Here is a 17,699-nt window from a genome sequence, read left to right on the forward strand (position 1 = left end):
AGCGATAATTCGTGATCCGTTTGTTGTTTCAAAATTGTTAACAATTTTGTAAGATACGGGCGGATAGAACGACCCGGTGGATGATGGGCGATCAAGTACCCCGGACCGCCGGATACAAATAAAGAGGTCATGATGAGTACTGAAATCAAAACTCAGGTCGTGGTACTTGGGGCGGGCCCGGCAGGCTATTCTGCCGCTTTCCGTTGCGCTGATTTAGGTCTGGAAACCGTAATTGTAGAACGTTACAGCACCCTTGGCGGTGTTTGTTTGAACGTCGGCTGTATCCCTTCTAAGGCGCTGCTGCACGTAGCAAAAGTTATCGAAGAAGCCAAAGCGCTGGCTGAACACGGTATCGTCTTCGGTGAGCCGAAAACCGATATCGACAAGATTCGTACCTGGAAAGAGAAAGTGATCACGCAGCTGACCGGTGGTCTGGCGGGTATGGCCAAAGGCCGTAAGGTGAAAGTGGTCAACGGTCTGGGTAAATTCACCGGGGCGAACACCCTGGAAGTGGAAGGCGAAAACGGCAAAACCGTAATCAACTTCGATAACGCGATCATCGCGGCGGGTTCTCGTCCGATCCAATTACCGTTTATTCCGCATGAAGACCCGCGCGTATGGGATTCTACCGACGCTCTGGAACTGAAAGAAGTACCGAAGCGTATGCTGGTCATGGGCGGCGGTATCATCGGTCTGGAAATGGGTACCGTATACCACGCGCTGGGTTCAGAGATCGACGTGGTTGAAATGTTCGACCAGGTTATCCCGGCGGCTGATAAAGATATCGTTAAAGTCTTCACCAAGCGCATCAGCAAGAAATTCAACCTGATGCTGGAAACCAAAGTGACTGCCGTTGAAGCGAAAGAAGACGGTATCTACGTTTCGATGGAAGGCAAAAAAGCCCCGGCTGAAGCGCAGCGTTACGACGCCGTGCTGGTAGCGATCGGTCGTGTGCCGAACGGTAAAAACCTCGACGCGGGCAAAGCTGGCGTGGAAGTTGACGACCGTGGCTTTATCCGCGTGGACAAACAGCTGCGCACCAACGTGCCGCACATCTTCGCTATCGGCGATATCGTCGGTCAGCCGATGCTGGCGCATAAAGGCGTTCACGAAGGCCACGTTGCCGCTGAAGTTATCGCCGGGAAGAAACACTACTTCGATCCGAAAGTTATCCCGTCTATCGCGTACACCGAGCCAGAAGTGGCATGGGTTGGCCTGACCGAGAAAGAAGCGAAAGAAAAAGGCATCAGCTATGAAACCGCCACCTTCCCGTGGGCAGCTTCTGGCCGTGCTATCGCTTCTGACTGTGCAGATGGTATGACCAAACTGATTTTCGACAAAGAATCTCACCGCGTGATCGGCGGGGCGATTGTCGGCACCAACGGCGGCGAGCTGCTGGGTGAAATCGGTCTGGCGATCGAAATGGGCTGTGACGCGGAAGACATCGCGCTGACCATTCATGCGCACCCGACGCTGCACGAGTCCGTCGGTCTGGCTGCTGAAGTGTTCGAAGGTAGTATTACCGACCTGCCGAACCCGAAAGCGAAGAAGAAATAATCTTCTGTAGGTGGCAATGCGCCACCCGATACAAAAAAGCGGCTTTACAGCCGCTTTTTTTATGCATGGCAAATCAGATGTGTCAAATGATGGCGAAGGATAACGAAACCGCAAAATTTATCTTTTCCGCAGCAGTACGTTTTTCAAAGCGTATGCCGTCGGTAGTGCCTTTGTCTGTCATTTGCGACCAACTAATTGTTTCATAAGAAATACCTCTCCTTACTTTGTCATCCCCCTGAAATTAGTAACGCTATAAAATAATAGCGAGCTAATTATGAGGTTTGATATATGAAACTTTTTCTGACAACAGCAGCGCTAACTGCGACCTTGATTTCCGGCATGGCATTTGCCAGCGATCCCGTCATCCCCTGGGCGACTAACAGCGGCGGTACGGAAAGCACGCATATTGCGGCAATGGGCGAGGATTTGAATGCGCAGCATCAGCAGATCACCCACACGCATGAAGGCGTATGGGCGGCCAATTCCGGCAGCATTCAGGCTGATGAAGCCGCGCTGACCAGCAACAAGCCGCCGGTACAAGGCCACCCGGAATTAATGCCGCATCAGGGCTAATGATCATGGCCTGGCGATAACGCCAGGCGCTTACGGGTTATTCGGCGACCTGCCACTGCGCGTCTGGCGCAAAACGCGTGATAGCCTGAACTTTACTCTCCGTCTCCTTGCCTAAATCCGCCTGATAAATACGATCGTCCTGGTTGACCATAAAACTCATCACCCCGGTTTCGCTGTAATGCATCGGCCAGGCCAGAAGCGCCGCGCCGTGACCGTCGTTATCGCTGATAATACGGAAATGGTAGCCATGGTAACCCTCGTCTGGCGCTGCGGGACTAAAGTTTGGGCCTAACGGACTGGGGATGTCGCCTGCTTTGGTTGGCCAGTACAGGCCATCTTTTTGGCCTTCGCTACTGATTATCCTGTGCGCCCAGCGATGGTTTTGTAAGTAATAGTCCTGCTGCGCATCAACGTAAGCATGCATGGCCTGTAAGGTAGAAAGTTCATTTCGCCCAATAGTACGGGTGAGGATCTCATTCCCGGCTGCCGCCATATCAAAGCGCCAGCCGCCAGTCTCTTTCACCATGGGCAACGGGAGCTGCCAGTCTTCTCGTCCGACATTCAGGTGCGCCGTATTGTCTTTCTGTACAATGCGATGGCCTTCGCGCCAGTCACGATTGAAGCGGGCCACGGCCTCGGGAGCGGCACCTTCCGGCGGCAGAAATTGCCGCCAGTCATCGCCCAGTAGCGCGGTAAGCTGCGTTTCGTTTTTTCCGGCTACCGCCGCGGCGAAGGCGCTGGCGGCCGCTTCCGGGGAGGGGAACCGTTCCTGCGCGTAGCCCAGCAAGGGTAACGACAGTAACAGAGCGTTTAACATAACCTTTTTCATTATCTGCTCCGGTTAACGGCGATGAAATTCATGATGTTCAGAAAAATGTTCCCGCGCGGCGGCGCGTTGCTCGGTGTTTAAGTGACTGCCGCGACGGCTTTCCAGGCCGCGTAGCTGTTGCGATTGCCATGACGGCGATCGACTGTCGTTCCCGCTAAACACATTGGCGTGCATATTCTGGCGAAATGCCTGACGCTGCTGTGGCGTAGAGGATTCAATACGCTGGCGGGCGGTGTCTCTCTGCTGTTGTGAAACAGGGTGCTGCTGGGCTTTAGCCTTCAGCTCGGAACGATGCTGCTGCGTGGTGGATTTATTCAGTGTCTGCTGCGCCGCCTCGCGACGACTGCTGTTTTGTGTTCCGTCATAGCCACGGTAATTATTACGCTGGGCAATTTGATTTAACTGCTGCGATGCCGCTTTGCGCTGTCTGTCGCGGGATGTCTCGCCTGACAGGTTAGCGGGTGATGTATGGCTGCGCTGTTGGAATTGCGCCATGGCCGCCTGGCGCTGACTGTCGCGAGACACTGGCGCTTGCTGCATTGCGCTTAACCCGCCGCTAACATTGGTGGGATGGAACCGTTGCGCAACGGTATTATTCGGATAGGGGACGCCATTGCGCCAGGCGGGATTATGCTGCCAGCCCATCGTTTGGCCCGGCAGGTTTTGCCCGGATATCCGGTTGAAATTATTGACATTGATGTTGATATTATCGCCATTATGTTGATAACCGTTACCACCATGATGGTAATCATCATCATGATGGTCGTCGTCATGGTGGTGATGATCGTCGTCATCCCAGTCTATGCTGCTGAACAACGCATAGGTGGTGGCGACGCCCAGACTATAACCAAAACCTTTAACAAAACTATCGGCAAACTGCTGCCCCGGAGGGGGCGGTAAATACACCGGCGGATAAGCGGTATTGGGCCAGGCGCCATACACCGTCGCGGGGTTATAGTTCGGCACGTACACCACCTGCGGATTCGCGGGTTCAATTTTGATGACGGTCGACGGTGTTGCTGGCGTACTGGCGGATGTGGTGGTGGTTGTTGTCGTGACGGCGGTAGAAGCGCTGGACTTCGGCACGCTGGTGACGGTTTGCTGCGGCGTTGATTTTAGCGAACCGGTTTGTTGAGCGAGCAGGCGCAGCCTTTGCACCGCATCCATCACATCCTGTGGCTGGGCTAAGAACGCATCGCCCAGGTTTTGCACCCATTGCGGATTCTCGCCCATAAGCGCCATCAACTGAGGAAAGGCGACCAGCGATTTGACGCTGGGGTCCCACGGTTGGCTGGCCACCGCTTGAATAGCGGCATCGCCCTGCAGCGTGGGGTTATCTCGCGACCACTGGACGGCCTGAACCACGTTCGCTGGGTAGGTGGAGGCCATGAGCACCTGAGAAAGCAGGGCATCGGGATAAAGCGCGACAGGCGCGACCCATTGATCAATTTGCGCAGTGGTAAAGGTCGTTTTCGCGACAGGCGCGGGCACAGCGGTCTGCGTTTGCTCAGGGGCGGGAGTCGCCGCCTGCGCGGGCGCTTCGGGAGCGCGGCTTTTAACATACAGTACGCCCGAAGCGGCAAATAACCCGGCACTGCACACAAGGGCAATGAGATGGGGTTTAAAGGGCAACGTCATTTTATCTCTCCCGATTCCAGAGAATCGCTATGGTCATTATGCCTGCCGCCGACGGGGTGCAGTTTGGCGTGAGTATAAAGGGACGATAGTTTAATTTTTAGCTAATGTTGGGATCGGTAACGTTACGTGACGATCAAAGCACGAAATGAGGTAAGCATTTATGGCTGCAGCTCCCGTCTCAGTAGAGCATTAGACCATCCTTAACGATTCAGCCACTTTTTTATGTTGCTTTTTTGTAAACAGATTAACACTTAAAGAAAATCCTGTTATTGTGCCTTATGCGGTACCGGGCATTTACCCTACTAACTACTGTCTCACAGGAGCGTGAAGAGAATCGCCCATCAACAAAAGCGCCGCATTATGACAATGAGAGCGAGGAGATATCGTCGTGCTAGAAGAATACCGTAAGCACGTAGCTGAGCGTGCTGCCCAGGGGATTGTGCCAAAACCTTTAGACGCAACCCAAATGGCTGCGCTTGTCGAGCTGCTGAAGACCCCGCCTGTGGGCGAAGAAGAATTCCTGTTAGACCTGTTGATCAACCGCGTTCCTCCTGGCGTAGATGAAGCCGCTTATGTTAAAGCCGGTTTTCTCGCTGCTGTCGCGAAAGGCGACACCACCTCCCCGCTGGTCTCCCCAGAAAAAGCCATTGAACTGCTGGGCACCATGCAGGGTGGTTACAACATTCATCCGCTGATTGATGCGCTGGACGATGCGAAACTGGCGCCGATTGCTGCCAAAGCGCTGTCCCACACTCTGCTGATGTTCGATAACTTCTACGACGTAGAAGAGAAAGCCAAAGCGGGCAATGAATATGCCAAACAGGTGATGCAATCTTGGGCCGACGCCGAATGGTTCCTGAGCCGTCCGCCGCTGGCGGAAAAAATCACCGTCACCGTTTTCAAAGTGACCGGAGAAACGAATACCGACGATCTCTCTCCGGCGCCGGATGCGTGGTCGAGACCGGATATTCCGTTACATGCGCAGGCGATGTTAAAAAACGCCCGTGAAGGCATTGAGCCGGATCAGCCAGGCGTTGTCGGCCCCATCAAACAAATCGAAGCATTGCAGAAAAAAGGCTACCCGCTGGCTTACGTGGGTGACGTGGTGGGCACCGGTTCTTCCCGTAAATCCGCGACCAACTCCGTGCTGTGGTTCATGGGCGATGACATCCCGAACGTGCCGAATAAGCGCGGCGGCGGTTTGTGCCTTGGCGGCAAAATTGCGCCTATCTTCTTTAACACCATGGAAGATGCGGGCGCGCTGCCGATTGAAGTTGACGTTTCTAACCTGAATATGGGCGATGTGATTGACGTCTACCCGTACAAAGGCGAAGTACGCAATCATGAAACCGGCGAGCTACTGGCAACCTTCGAACTGAAAACCGACGTGCTGATCGACGAAGTGCGTGCTGGTGGTCGTATCCCGCTGATTATCGGCCGTGGCCTGACCACCAAAGCGCGTGAAGCGCTGGGTCTGCCGCACTCTGATGTTTTCCGTCAGGCAAAAGACGTGGCGGAAAGCAGCCGTGGCTTCTCGCTGGCGCAGAAAATGGTCGGTCGCGCCTGCGGCGTGAAAGGCATTCGTCCGGGCGCGTACTGCGAACCGAAAATGACCTCCGTCGGTTCTCAGGATACTACTGGCCCGATGACCCGCGATGAGCTGAAAGACCTGGCCTGTCTGGGATTCTCCGCCGATCTGGTCATGCAGTCGTTCTGTCACACCGCAGCCTATCCGAAGCCGGTTGACGTCACCACGCACCACACGCTGCCAGACTTCATTATGAACCGTGGCGGTGTCTCTCTGCGTCCGGGCGACGGCGTGATTCACTCCTGGCTGAACCGTATGCTGCTGCCAGATACCGTGGGTACCGGCGGCGACTCCCATACCCGCTTCCCGATCGGTATCTCCTTCCCGGCGGGCTCTGGTCTGGTGGCGTTTGCCGCCGCGACCGGCGTGATGCCGCTGGATATGCCGGAATCCGTGCTGGTACGCTTCAAAGGCAAAATGCAGCCGGGCATCACCCTGCGCGATCTGGTCCATGCCATCCCGCTGTACGCCATCAAACAGGGCCTGCTGACCGTTGAGAAGAAAGGCAAGAAAAACATCTTCTCTGGCCGCATCCTGGAAATCGAAGGTCTGCCGGATCTGAAAGTGGAGCAGGCGTTTGAGCTGACCGATGCTTCTGCCGAGCGTTCCGCTGCGGGTTGTACCATCAAGTTGAACAAAGAGCCGATCATTGAATACCTGACCTCCAACATCGTCCTGCTGAAGTGGATGATTGCGGAAGGCTACGGCGACCGTCGTACGCTGGAACGCCGTATCCAGGGCATGGAAAAATGGCTGGCGGATCCGCAACTGCTGGAAGCCGATGCTGACGCAGAGTACGCGGCGGTGATCGACATCGATCTGGCGGATATCAAAGAGCCAATCCTGTGTGCGCCGAACGATCCGGACGACGCGCGTCTGCTGTCTGACGTGCAGGGCGAGAAGATCGACGAAGTGTTCATCGGTTCCTGCATGACCAACATCGGCCACTTCCGCGCGGCTGGTAAGCTGCTGGATAGCCACAAAGGCCAGTTGCCAACCCGCCTGTGGGTAGCGCCGCCAACCCGTATGGACGCCGCGCAGCTCACCGAAGAAGGTTACTATAGCGTGTTCGGTAAGAGCGGCGCGCGTATCGAAATTCCAGGTTGTTCCCTGTGTATGGGTAACCAGGCGCGTGTGGCCGACGGCGCGACGGTGGTTTCTACCTCTACCCGTAACTTCCCGAACCGTTTAGGTACCGGTGCGAACGTCTTCCTGGCTTCTGCGGAGCTGGCGGCGGTGGCGGCGCTGATCGGCAAACTGCCGACGCCGGAAGAGTACCAGACCTACGTGGCGCAGGTGGATAAGACGGCGGTGGATACTTACCGTTACCTGAACTTCGACCAGCTCTCTCAGTACACTGAGAAAGCGGACGGCGTGATTTTCCAGACTGCGGTGTAACAGAGACGGGCCCGGATTTCCGGGCCCGAATGGCGCTTCTTATTTATTATTACGCTTCACTTCCCGTAGCCCCGGCAAATACGTAATTACCCCGCCCATTATTGCCCCGGCTACAATCGCTGGAATAAGCATAATCAATACTTCACCATATATTAATGGTAGTATGCTTATGTCAAAACCATATCGCACCAAATTAAACAACGTCGTGATCAGACCGCCTGCAATGGCGCAAAGGATCATCCTGTTAATTATTTTTTGATATAATTTCAGGGGTATCAGCGCGCAGGCGACACCGGTTAACCATGCGGGGAGGAGACTGTATATCCAGCCGGTAATAATCACTAATTCTGGTTTTGTTCTGCAGAAATACAACAAAAATGAGTCTGGTCCGCCAATAATGGCGGGTAAAAAGTTTATGATACCTATCGCGATGGCTGCGCCTATTAACGGGCCAAACAGAATAAACCAACCGCTATGATAAATTATTCGTCGAAATACAGACATAATGTATCCTTCCTGAATTTTCCTTCAACCGTCTGACAAAAAATACAACTCACTACGGCTTCTCTGCTGATATCGCCCATTGCTGGAGCTTAGTTGAAAAGCGCTTATCAAGTAGCCAACAATTTCATGACAACGACCCGGATGATAAGGAAGCGTCTGAAAGACTAGCAGGCATCGGCGTGGCAGGGTATTGATGATTTCTGAAAAAAAACGCCAGAGGGACACCGGGCTGGTAATGCTATAACTGGATGAGGGGCAGCCATTTTTAATGACTGCGCTCTTCCGGCGCATAATAAAAGGTCATCTAAACGGCGCGCTGTCTGATGTGAAATTTGTCGTCGAGTTTTCGCTTAACGGAGATTAAGTGAATGTAAACGTGATGGGTGAGGGAAATTTTCTTGCAGCTATCGGTAATGCCTATATCCCCAGCACTTCCGGCACCAGCTCTTCCAGTTGCCTGACCAGCTCAGGGTCCATATAGCGGTAGTCATCGGGGATATCGAGTACGTGCAGGGGCTTATTTTCAATAATACGACGATATTCAGCCATCAACCGGTCTTTATGTTTCTGCTCCATAACGCAGATAACGTCAGCCCACTGAAGTAACCCGCACGACACGCTTTTTTTGGCGTTGCGGCTGGTGCCAGCGGAACGGACGCTAAGGCCAGGATAGCGGCGGAACACCTGCTCCGCCGTGGGGCTGCGCCATTGATTTCGGCTGCATATGAAAAGCACATTCATTAAATAAATACTCTTCCAGATCGCGCTTCGCTAACGGCGAGTTTGTGAATCGTGGAGACTTAATACCCCACGGTGCGGCACGTAGCACTTTGTCGGAGTGCGTGTAGATATATTGAAGCGCTAGAGTGACTTTCTGTATGAATAATAAACTGTTTTGGCATTTTTATTTTATCTTTTGTGCGCCCCGCTGTTTTTCTTTCACCGTGCTGCGATAATTACCTTAAGGCGCAATGCGGTATTGGCGCATTGTCAGGGCAGAGGAAAACAATTATGGATTACGAATTTCTGCGCGACGTTACCGGAGGGGTAAAAGTACGAATGTCGATGGGCCACGAGGTGGTCGGTCACTGGTTTAATGAAGAGGTTAAAGACAACCTCTCGCTACTGGATGAAGTAGAACAAGCCGCGCGTACGGTCAAAGGCAGCGAACGCTCCTGGCAACGAGCAGGGCATGAATACACGATCTGGATGGACGGCGAAGAAGTGATGATTCGCGCCAATCAACTGGATTTTTCCGGCGATGAGATGGAAGAGGGGATGAGTTATTACGATGAAGAGAGTTTATCCCTGTGCGGCATGGAGGATTTTCTGCGGGTCGTCGCCGCGTATCGGGAATTCGTCAGTAAAGCCTGATCCTCTCTTCGTTATTGTCCCACAACGCCAGTCGACGGACAGTTGGGGGCGGTAGTGGAAACGAAGTCGCCAAACATTCCAGCCGGGAGTATCCCGGCTTTTTTATAGCAGAATGATTTTTTGATTTTTATTAATCATTTTAAAACTGTGATCTGACGCGTTTGTGATCTTAATTTGATTGAATATAATCGTTATGATTTTATTCAATCACAACAAGCAACAGGCGGTAAGACCATGAACATCAAAAAAGCAATAGAGCGCGTACCCGGCGGCATGATGGTCGTACCGCTCGTTATTGGCGCAGTCATTAACACCTTCGCCCCGCAGGCGCTTGAGATCGGCGGTTTTACCACTGCCTTATTTAAAAACGGCGCGGCACCGCTGATTGGCGCTTTTCTGCTGTGTATGGGAGCCGGTATCAGTGTGAAAGCCGCGCCCCAGGCGTTATTGCAGGGCGGGACGATTACGCTCACTAAGTTGCTTGTCACCATCGGCATTGGCCTGGGCGTGGAGCATCTTTTCGGCGCGGAGGGTATTTTTGGCCTGAGCGGCGTGGCGATTATCGCGGCGATGAGCAATTCAAATGGCGGACTTTATGCTGCGCTGGTAGGCGAATTCGGCAATGAGCGCGACGTCGGCGCTATCTCTATTTTGTCTCTTAATGATGGCCCTTTCTTTACGATGATTGCGCTGGGCGCGGCAGGGATGGCGAACATTCCCATTATGGCGCTGGTGGCGGTGCTGGTTCCGCTGGTTATCGGCATGATCCTCGGCAATCTTGATCCTCATATGCGCGATTTTTTGACTAAAGGCGGCCCGCTGCTCATTCCTTTCTTTGCTTTTGCGCTGGGGGCGGGCATCAACCTGGAAATGTTACTGCAAGGCGGACTTGCCGGAATTCTGCTCGGCGTGCTGACAACGTTCGTTGGCGGTTTCTTTAATATTCGCGCAGATCGTCTGGTTGGCGGAACTGGCATTGCCGGGGCGGCGGCCTCCAGCACCGCGGGTAATGCCGTTGCGACGCCGCTGGCTATTGCGCAGGCCGACCCTTCGCTCGCCGAGGTGGCCGCTGCTGCCGCTCCGCTGATTGCCGCCTCGGTGATCACCACGGCAATCCTGACGCCAGTGTTGACCTCCTGGGTTGCAAAAAAACAGGCGCGTCAGGCTTCTTTGGAGAAAAACGCATGAAAATGATGGTTATCGCCGATGATTTTACCGGATCGAATGATACCGGCGTCCAGTTGGCGAAGAAGGGGGCGAGAACGGAAGTTATGTTGAGCGCGTCGCAAAAACCGTCCCGCCGCGCCGATGTGTTAGTCATTAACACCGAAAGCCGGGCGATGCCCGCAGATCAGGCGGCATCTGCCGTTTATGCCGCGCTTTCCCCGTGGTGTGAGACATCGCCAGCGCCGCTGGTGTACAAAAAAATCGACTCCACATTTCGCGGCAATATCGGCGCCGAAGTGACGGCGGCCATGCGCGCCAGTCAGCGAAAACTGGCCGTTATCGCCGCCGCGATCCCTGCGGCCGGACGCACGACGCTTGAAGGAAAATGTCTGGTTAATGGCGTCCCGCTACTGGAAACCGAATTTGCCAGCGATCCGAAAACGCCCATTGTCTCTTCCCGCATTGCCGAGATAGTGGCGTTGCAAAGTGAGATCCCTGTGTATGAAGTCTTTTTGCAGGATGTCCGACGCGGCGGGTTAAGCGCCTTACTTACGGCTTATGCGGCTGAGGGCGAAGGGATTATCGTCGTGGATGCGGTGGAAGAGCGGGACCTGACGTTGATTGCGCAAGCGGCGTGTGAACAACCGTCGATGCCGCTGCTCGTCGGCGCAGCGGGTCTGGCGAATGCGTTGCCGGTTGAACTTTTTATGCAAGACCGGCAGCGGCTGCCGGTGCTGGTGGTGGCCGGTTCGATGAGCGAAGCCACGCGACGTCAGGTGGATAATGCGCTGTGCCGGGGACGTGCGGAGGTCGTGGATATCGATGCCGCGCGCATGGTGTCGGATAGCGCGGAACAGGAAATCGCGTCTGTCGTAGAGCAGGCCTGCGCGCTGTTAAGTCAGCATCGACATACGATTTTACGCACCAGCCGTCGCGCAGAAGATCGACAGTTAATCGACGCGTTGTGCGAAAAATCCGCGATGAGCCGTCAGCAATTGGGCGAGCGACTGAGCCAGCGGCTTGGCGTCGTCACGTTAAACATTATCGAGCAGGCGCGGATTGGCGGGCTGTTTCTGACTGGCGGCGATATCGCTACCGCCGTCGCCGGCGCGCTTGGCGCTGAAGGTTATCGCATTCAGAGCGAGGTGGCGCCCTGTATTCCCTGTGGAACGTTTGTAAACAGCGAAATTGACGATCTGCCGGTCATTACCAAAGCGGGCGGATTCGGTTCAGACAGTACGTTGTGTGACGCGCTTTATTATATTGAGGAGATGTATTGTGGAGACTAAAACCGTTGCCATTACCATGGGCGATCCAGCGGGCATTGGGCCGGAAATTATTGTTAAAGCGCTAAGCGAAGACGGTCTCAACGGCGCGCCGCTGGTGGTTATTGGATGCCTCGCAACGTTGAAACGTTTACAGGCGAAGGGCATCACGCCGAACGTCGAGTTACGGGCCATTGAACGGGTCGCCGAAGCGCGTTTTGCGCCCGGCATCATTCATGTGATTGATGAGCCGCTGGCGCAGCCGGAGGCGCTGGAGGCCGGGAAAGTTCAGGCGCAGGCGGGGGATTTAGCGTATCGCTGCGTGAAGCGCGCCACCGAGTTAGCGTTACGGGGCGACGTACAGGCTATCGCTACCGCGCCGCTGAATAAAGAGGCGCTGCACCTGGCGGGGCACAACTATCCGGGCCATACCGAGCTGCTCGCGACCCTGACCCATAGCCGCGATTACGCGATGGTACTTTACACCGATAAACTAAAAGTGATTCACGTTTCAACGCATATCGCGCTGCGTAAATTCCTTGATACGTTAAGTACCGCGCGTGTCGAAACGGTGATTGGCATTGCTGATACTTTCCTCAAGCGTGTGGGTTACGTTAAACCGCGTATCGCCGTGGCAGGCGTGAATCCTCATGCGGGCGAGAATGGCCTGTTTGGCGATGAAGAGACGCGTATCCTGACGCCAGCCATTACCGATGCCCGCGCAAAAGGTATGGACGTTTATGGGCCGTGCCCGCCGGATACTGTATTTCTCCAGGCTTATGAGGGACAGTATGATATGGTGGTGGCGATGTATCATGACCAGGGGCATATCCCGTTGAAATTGCTTGGCTTTTATGATGGCGTGAATATCACCGCAGGGCTGCCGTTTATCCGGACTTCTGCCGATCATGGCACCGCATTTGATATCGCCTGGACGGGAAAAGCAAAATCTGAGAGCATGGCCGTATCGATCAAACTGGCAATGCAACTGGCATAATTCCCTGTTATGAAAGGACAACACCGTCTGGATCTCATTGTGGCGTATCTGAAAAACCATACGCTGGTTACGGTAGAACAGCTGGTTGAGGCGGTTGACGCATCGCCAGCCACTATCCGTCGCGATTTGATCAAGCTGGATGAGCAGGGCGTGATCAGCCGTAGTCATGGCGGCGTGGCGCTGCGGCGTTTTGAACCCGCCCAGCCCACCACCAATGAAAAACAACTGCGATCGCCCGCTGAAAAACGGGCGATCGCACGCGTTGCCGCATCGCTGGTCAATGCTGGCGATGCCGTCGTGCTGGATGCCGGTACGACAATGATGGAACTGGCGAAATGCTTAACCCATCTTCCGCTGCGGGTCATCACCGTCGATCTGCATATTGCGCTGTTTTTAGCTGAGTTCCGGCAAATTGAAGTGACGATTGTCGGCGGTCGTATCGATGACAGCAGTCAGTCCTGTATCGGTGAGCATGGGCGCAAGCTGTTGCGCAGCGTTTACCCGAACATCGCGTTTATGAGCTGTAATTCATGGGGGGTAAAAACGGGCGTGACGACCCCAACGGAAGATAAGGCCGGGCTTAAACAGGAGATTATTGCTAATGCGCAGCGCAAAGTGTTGCTGGCGGACAGCAGTAAGTATGGCGCGCATTCGCTCTTTAATGTGGTGCCGCTTGAGCGCTTTAATGATGTGATTACTGACGTCAATCTGCCGCCGTCAGCGCAGGTTGAACTGAAAGGGCGCGCTTTTGCGCTAACGCTGGTGCAGCCGGAGTGACAGCGCCGTCAGGCGCTGCCAGTGGTGAATCAGACCGCAGAAATATTGCGGCCGTAGTAAATCTCGCGCATCTCTTTCCACAGCGCGGCGGTGATCTGCTGGCGTTCGGTTTCAGTGAGATCTTCCGGTTTGGTGTGAAACATGTAGTGCTTAAGATCGAACTCTTTAAGCAGCATCTTGGTATGGAAAATATTTTCCTGATACACGTTTACATCCACCATGTCATACAGCGATTTCATATCTTCCGACATAAAATTCTGAATAGAATTAATCTCATGATCGATAAAGTGTTTCATACCGTTGACGTCGCGCGTAAAGCCGCGCACGCGGTAATCGATGGTGACAATATCGGACTCTAGCTGGTGGATCAGGTAATTGAGCGCTTTTAGCGGTGAAATCACCCCGCAGGTTGACACTTCGATGTCGGCGCGAAAGGTGCAAAGCCCGCCTTCCGGATGGCTTTCCGGATAGGTATGCACACAGATATGGCTCTTATCGAGGTGCGCCACCACGGTTTCCGGCAGCGGGCCGGGATGTTCGGTTTGGTCGATAAGTTTCGGGTCGACTGGCTCTTCGCTCACCAGAATCGTGACGCTGGCGCCCTGGGGTTCATAATCCTGTCGGGCGATGTTCAGGATGTTCGCGCCGATAATGGAGCAGGTCTCCGACAGGATCTCGGTCAGTCGGTTGGCGTTATAGAGTTCATCGATATAGGCGATATAGCCATCGCGCTCTTCTGCGGTTTTGGCGTAGCAGATATCGTAAATACAAAAACTCAGGCTTTTCGTCAGATTGTTAAAGCCATGCAGTTTCAGCTTTTTCAATTTTTATCACCTCCTTAACGTCACTGTGCGGACAGTGCGTCATGTAGATATTGCGGTAGCGCAAATGCAGCGGCATGAATAGCCGGGTTGTAATAGCGGCATTTGAGTCCGGCGGCATGAAAACGCGCCTGAATAATTTCGCTCGACAGGTGGCGAAGAGCGTCGTTGTCCGTCGCCCAGGCGAAGGTCATAATGCCGCCGTAATAGGTCGGAATCGCCGCCTGGTAGAAGCCGACATCGCTGAAGTAATGACTCAGCTTGCGGTGGCTGTCGAGCGCTTCATCCTGCTGCAGGAAGCACACGCCGTTCTGGGCGACAAAAATGCCGCCCGGATTCAGGCAACGCTTACAGCCTTCATAAAAGGCGGAGGTAAACAGGCTTTCGCCGGGGCCTATCGGATCGGTACAGTCGGAAATGATCACATCAAAGGTCTGATGGGTCTGATTGACGAAATTCACGCCGTCGTCGATTACCAGCGTAAAGCGCGGATCGTCGTAGCTGCCGGCATTGTGGTTGGGTAAATACTGACGGCAAAACGAGACTACGCCAGCGTCTATCTCTACCATGGTGATGGTTTCGACGTTTTTATGCCGGGTAACTTCACGTAGCATTGCGCCGTCGCCGCCGCCGATAATCAGAACGTGTTTCGCATGACCGTGCGCCAGCAGCGGGACATGGGTCATCATTTCATGATAAATAAACTCGTCGCGTTCGGTGGTCTGTACCACGCCGTCCAGCGCCATCACGCGGCCAAAAGCGGCGTTTTCAAAGATGATTAAATCCTGGTGGTCGGTTTTTTCATGATACAGAACGTTGTCTACGGCAAAGTACTGACCAAACTGGTCGTGTAGCGTTTCATGCCACATCGTATTTTCGGCCATTGGCTGATACCTCCATTGTTAACACCCGTAAAAAAAGGGCGCAACATCATAGCTAACAATGACCGTGGATGCACGGTCATTATTTCAGCAATAGGATCGCGGAGGATTATTTAACGTAGGCTAACAGGCTCAGAGAATCGCGGGCCAGAGCTTTGCATTTTTTAGCGACCGGAATACCGATGCCGCTAAGATCGCGGTAGCTGTCTTCGCCCAACGATTTCATATCGAAGGTGTCGTAGTTACTCAGGTCCCACTGATTTTGCTGGGCAAAAAAGACCAGCGCACGGCGAATCTGACTATTGGGTAAATTTTGGTAACCACAGCCATTTTTCAGAAAAACGAAAACTGCCGTTAAATCGGCCATATCTTCAGCTTCGGATTCAGTAAGCGCATAGCTATTTGCGCATAAGGCCATCAGGCTGCCAAACAACACGGGTCTGAAAAACGTCTTCATTGCTTCTACCACGGCATCAGGGAAAGTCAACGTTAGCATACTGAGAACGTAGCGACGACTTTTATTATCAGGATTGGTCGCGGCGTTTTCATTCTTATTGTATTGCTGTCAGGAATGGTAAAGACGTGTTGCTGGCTTGACCTTCCCGTTAGGGCAGGGTCTAAGCTTAGACACCCGCCTGTTCATTATAAGGAAATGATTATGTTACGCCGTGATTTCTTAAAATATTCAGTGGCGCTGGGGGTTGCATCAGCGCTGCCGCTGTGGAGCCGCGCCGCTTTTGCCGCCGAACGTCCCGCGTTGCCTATTCCTGACCTGTTAACGGCAGATGCGAGCAACCGTATGCAGTTAATTGTTAAAGCCGGACAGTCGACATTCGCCGGTAAGAACGCGACAACCTGGGGCTACAACGGTAATTTGCTGGGGCCAGCGGTACAGCTTCACAAAGGAAAAAGCGTGACCGTTGATATCCATAACCAACTGGCCGAAGACACGACGCTTCACTGGCATGGTCTGGAGATTCCAGGCATCGTCGACGGCGGTCCGCAGGGGATTATTCCCGCAGGCGGAACCCGTACGGTGACGTTTACGCCGGAGCAACGCGCCGCGACCTGCTGGATTCATCCGCACAAACACGGCAAAACCGGGCGCCAGGTGGCGATGGGCCTTGCCGGACTGGTGCTGATTGAAGATGACGAGATTCGCAAATTGCGCCTGCCGAAACAGTGGGGCATCGACGATGTGCCGGTGATCATTCAGGACAAACGCTTCTCCGCCGATGGCCAGATTGATTATCAACTGGATATTATGACCGCCGCCGTCGGCTGGTTTGGCGATACGCTGCTGACCAATGGCGCTATCTATCCGCAGCATTCCGCTCCGAAAGGCTGGCTACGTCTGCGCTTGCTAAATGGCTGTAATGCGCGTTCGCTGAATATCGCCGCCAGCGATAATCGTCCGCTTTATGTGATCGCCAGCGACGGCGGCCTGCTGGCGGAGCCGGTGAAAGTCACCGAACTGCCGTTATTAATGGGCGAGCGTTTTGAAGTGCTGGTGGATATCAGCGACGGGAAAGCCTTTGATCTGGTGACCCTGCCGGTCAGCCAGATGGGAATGGCGATCGCTCCGTTTGATAAACCGCATCCGGTAATGCGTATCCAGCCGCTGCGGATTACCGCCTCCGGTACGCTGCCGGATACGTTGACGACGATGCCGGCGTTGCCGTTGCTGGAAGGGCTGACGGTGCGCAATCTGAAACTGTCGATGGACCCACGCCTTGATATGATGGGGATGCAAATGCTGATGAAGAAATATGGCGCTCAGGCGATGAGCGGCATGGATCATGACAGCATGAACGCGCATATGCAGGGCGGCAATATGGGGCATGGCGAAATGGATCATGGCAACATGGATCACAGCGGGATGAATCATGGCGCGATGGGCAATATGAATCACGGCGGAAAATTCGACTTCCATAACGCTAACTTTATCAACGGCCAGGTCTTTGATATGAACAAACCGATGTTCGCGGCGCAAAAAGGCCGACATGAACGTTGGGTGATTTCCGGCGTGGGTGACATGATGCTGCATCCTTTCCATATTCACGGCACCCAGTTCCGTATTTTGTCAGAGAACGGCAAAGCGCCAGCGGCGCACAGAACGGGCTGGAAGGATACGGTACGCGTTGAGGGCGGTATCAGCGAAGTGCTGGTCAAGTTCGATCACGACGCGCCGAAGGAACATGCCTATATGGCGCACTGTCATCTGTTAGAACATGAAGATACGGGAATGATGTTAGGATTTACGGTCTGACCGATGTCTGCGATGCAGGCCGGGTAAGGCGAAACCGCCACCCGGCACAATGCCCGGCATA

The 17,699-nt window shown here is 54.0% G+C and carries 16 protein-coding genes; 9 read left to right on the forward strand and 7 right to left on the reverse strand.

The window, feature by feature from the left end; all coding sequences use genetic code 11:
• The first annotated feature begins 132 nt into the window (after positions 1-132).
• Positions 133-1,557, forward strand: coding sequence for a dihydrolipoyl dehydrogenase (gene lpdA / locus N7E69_RS12690; protein ID WP_001537804.1), 1,425 nt, complete (start codon positions 133-135; stop codon positions 1,555-1,557).
• 288 nt (positions 1,558-1,845) lie between these two features.
• Positions 1,846-2,130, forward strand: a complete 285-nt coding sequence (locus N7E69_RS12695) for an outer membrane protein (RefSeq protein ID WP_000765363.1) — start codon at positions 1,846-1,848, stop codon at positions 2,128-2,130.
• Positions 2,131-2,167: 37 nt separating this feature from the next.
• Here N7E69_RS12695 and N7E69_RS12700 read toward each other — a convergent pair whose 3' ends face one another.
• Together N7E69_RS12700 and N7E69_RS12705 are read right to left on the reverse strand one after the other, a co-directional pair.
• Entirely contained in the window at positions 2,168-2,959 is a 792-nt protein-coding gene (locus N7E69_RS12700) for a DUF2950 family protein (RefSeq protein WP_000757442.1), read from the reverse strand.
• Between the two features lie 12 nt (positions 2,960-2,971).
• Positions 2,972-4,597 (reverse strand): DUF3300 domain-containing protein, encoded by a 1,626-nt coding sequence (locus N7E69_RS12705; protein ID WP_000174538.1) that lies wholly within the window; start codon positions 4,595-4,597, stop codon positions 2,972-2,974.
• Positions 4,598-4,985: 388 nt separating this feature from the next.
• On the opposite strand from N7E69_RS12705, the gene acnB reads away from it, so the two are divergent.
• On the forward strand, positions 4,986-7,583 hold the full coding sequence (acnB, locus tag N7E69_RS12710; protein WP_000888959.1) for a bifunctional aconitate hydratase 2/2-methylisocitrate dehydratase: 2,598 nt from the start codon (positions 4,986-4,988) through the stop codon (positions 7,581-7,583).
• A gap of 39 nt (positions 7,584-7,622) precedes the next feature.
• On the opposite strand, the gene N7E69_RS12715 is transcribed toward acnB, so the two are convergent.
• Complete coding sequence (locus tag N7E69_RS12715; RefSeq protein WP_000110439.1) at positions 7,623-8,087, reverse strand: membrane protein; 465 nt, start codon at positions 8,085-8,087, stop codon at positions 7,623-7,625.
• A 417-nt stretch (positions 8,088-8,504) separates the two neighbouring features.
• Positions 8,505-8,828 (reverse strand): low molecular weight protein tyrosine phosphatase family protein, encoded by a 324-nt coding sequence (locus N7E69_RS12720; RefSeq protein ID WP_001101536.1) that lies wholly within the window; start codon positions 8,826-8,828, stop codon positions 8,505-8,507.
• A 270-nt stretch (positions 8,829-9,098) separates the two neighbouring features.
• Here N7E69_RS12720 and yacL point away from each other — a divergent pair, with 270 nt between their 5' ends.
• From yacL to N7E69_RS12745, 5 genes are all read left to right on the forward strand, one after another.
• Complete coding sequence (yacL, locus tag N7E69_RS12725; RefSeq protein WP_000384308.1) at positions 9,099-9,461, forward strand: protein YacL; 363 nt, start codon at positions 9,099-9,101, stop codon at positions 9,459-9,461.
• A 234-nt stretch (positions 9,462-9,695) separates the two neighbouring features.
• Positions 9,696-10,649, forward strand: a complete 954-nt coding sequence (locus N7E69_RS12730) for a 2-keto-3-deoxygluconate permease 1 (RefSeq protein WP_001022092.1) — start codon at positions 9,696-9,698, stop codon at positions 10,647-10,649.
• Complete coding sequence (dtnK, locus tag N7E69_RS12735; protein ID WP_000783302.1) at positions 10,646-11,917, forward strand: D-threonate kinase; 1,272 nt, start codon at positions 10,646-10,648, stop codon at positions 11,915-11,917. The genes N7E69_RS12730 and dtnK overlap by 4 nt, the downstream gene beginning before the upstream one ends.
• Positions 11,907-12,890 carry a D-threonate 4-phosphate dehydrogenase gene (locus tag N7E69_RS12740; RefSeq protein WP_000448745.1) on the forward strand — a complete coding sequence of 328 codons (984 nt, stop codon included), beginning with the start codon at positions 11,907-11,909 and terminating at the stop codon, positions 12,888-12,890. Before dtnK ends, N7E69_RS12740 begins: the two co-directional genes overlap by 11 nt.
• Before the next feature lie 9 nt (positions 12,891-12,899).
• A complete protein-coding gene (locus N7E69_RS12745) occupies positions 12,900-13,667 on the forward strand; it encodes a DeoR/GlpR family DNA-binding transcription regulator (RefSeq protein ID WP_000678254.1) in 768 nt (255 codons plus the stop codon).
• A gap of 29 nt (positions 13,668-13,696) precedes the next feature.
• Here N7E69_RS12745 and speD read toward each other — a convergent pair whose 3' ends face one another.
• From speD to N7E69_RS12760, 3 genes are all read right to left on the reverse strand, one after another.
• The gene (gene speD / locus N7E69_RS12750) at positions 13,697-14,491 is read right to left on the reverse strand and encodes an adenosylmethionine decarboxylase (protein ID WP_000734294.1); all 795 of its coding nucleotides are present in this window, start codon (positions 14,489-14,491) and stop codon (positions 13,697-13,699) included.
• Between the two features lie 20 nt (positions 14,492-14,511).
• The gene (gene speE, locus N7E69_RS12755) at positions 14,512-15,372 is read right to left on the reverse strand and encodes a polyamine aminopropyltransferase (protein ID WP_000829968.1); all 861 of its coding nucleotides are present in this window, start codon (positions 15,370-15,372) and stop codon (positions 14,512-14,514) included.
• A gap of 106 nt (positions 15,373-15,478) precedes the next feature.
• Entirely contained in the window at positions 15,479-15,826 is a 348-nt protein-coding gene (locus N7E69_RS12760) for a YacC family pilotin-like protein (RefSeq protein WP_000846615.1), read from the reverse strand.
• A gap of 201 nt (positions 15,827-16,027) precedes the next feature.
• Here N7E69_RS12760 and cueO point away from each other — a divergent pair, with 201 nt between their 5' ends.
• The gene (gene cueO / locus N7E69_RS12765; RefSeq protein ID WP_000946046.1) at positions 16,028-17,638 is read left to right on the forward strand and encodes a multicopper oxidase CueO; all 1,611 of its coding nucleotides are present in this window, start codon (positions 16,028-16,030) and stop codon (positions 17,636-17,638) included.
• Positions 17,639-17,699 lie beyond the last annotated feature (61 nt).

This window comes from Salmonella sp. 3C, from assembly GCF_025426275.1.
Lineage (GTDB): Bacteria > Pseudomonadota > Gammaproteobacteria > Enterobacterales > Enterobacteriaceae > Salmonella > Salmonella enterica.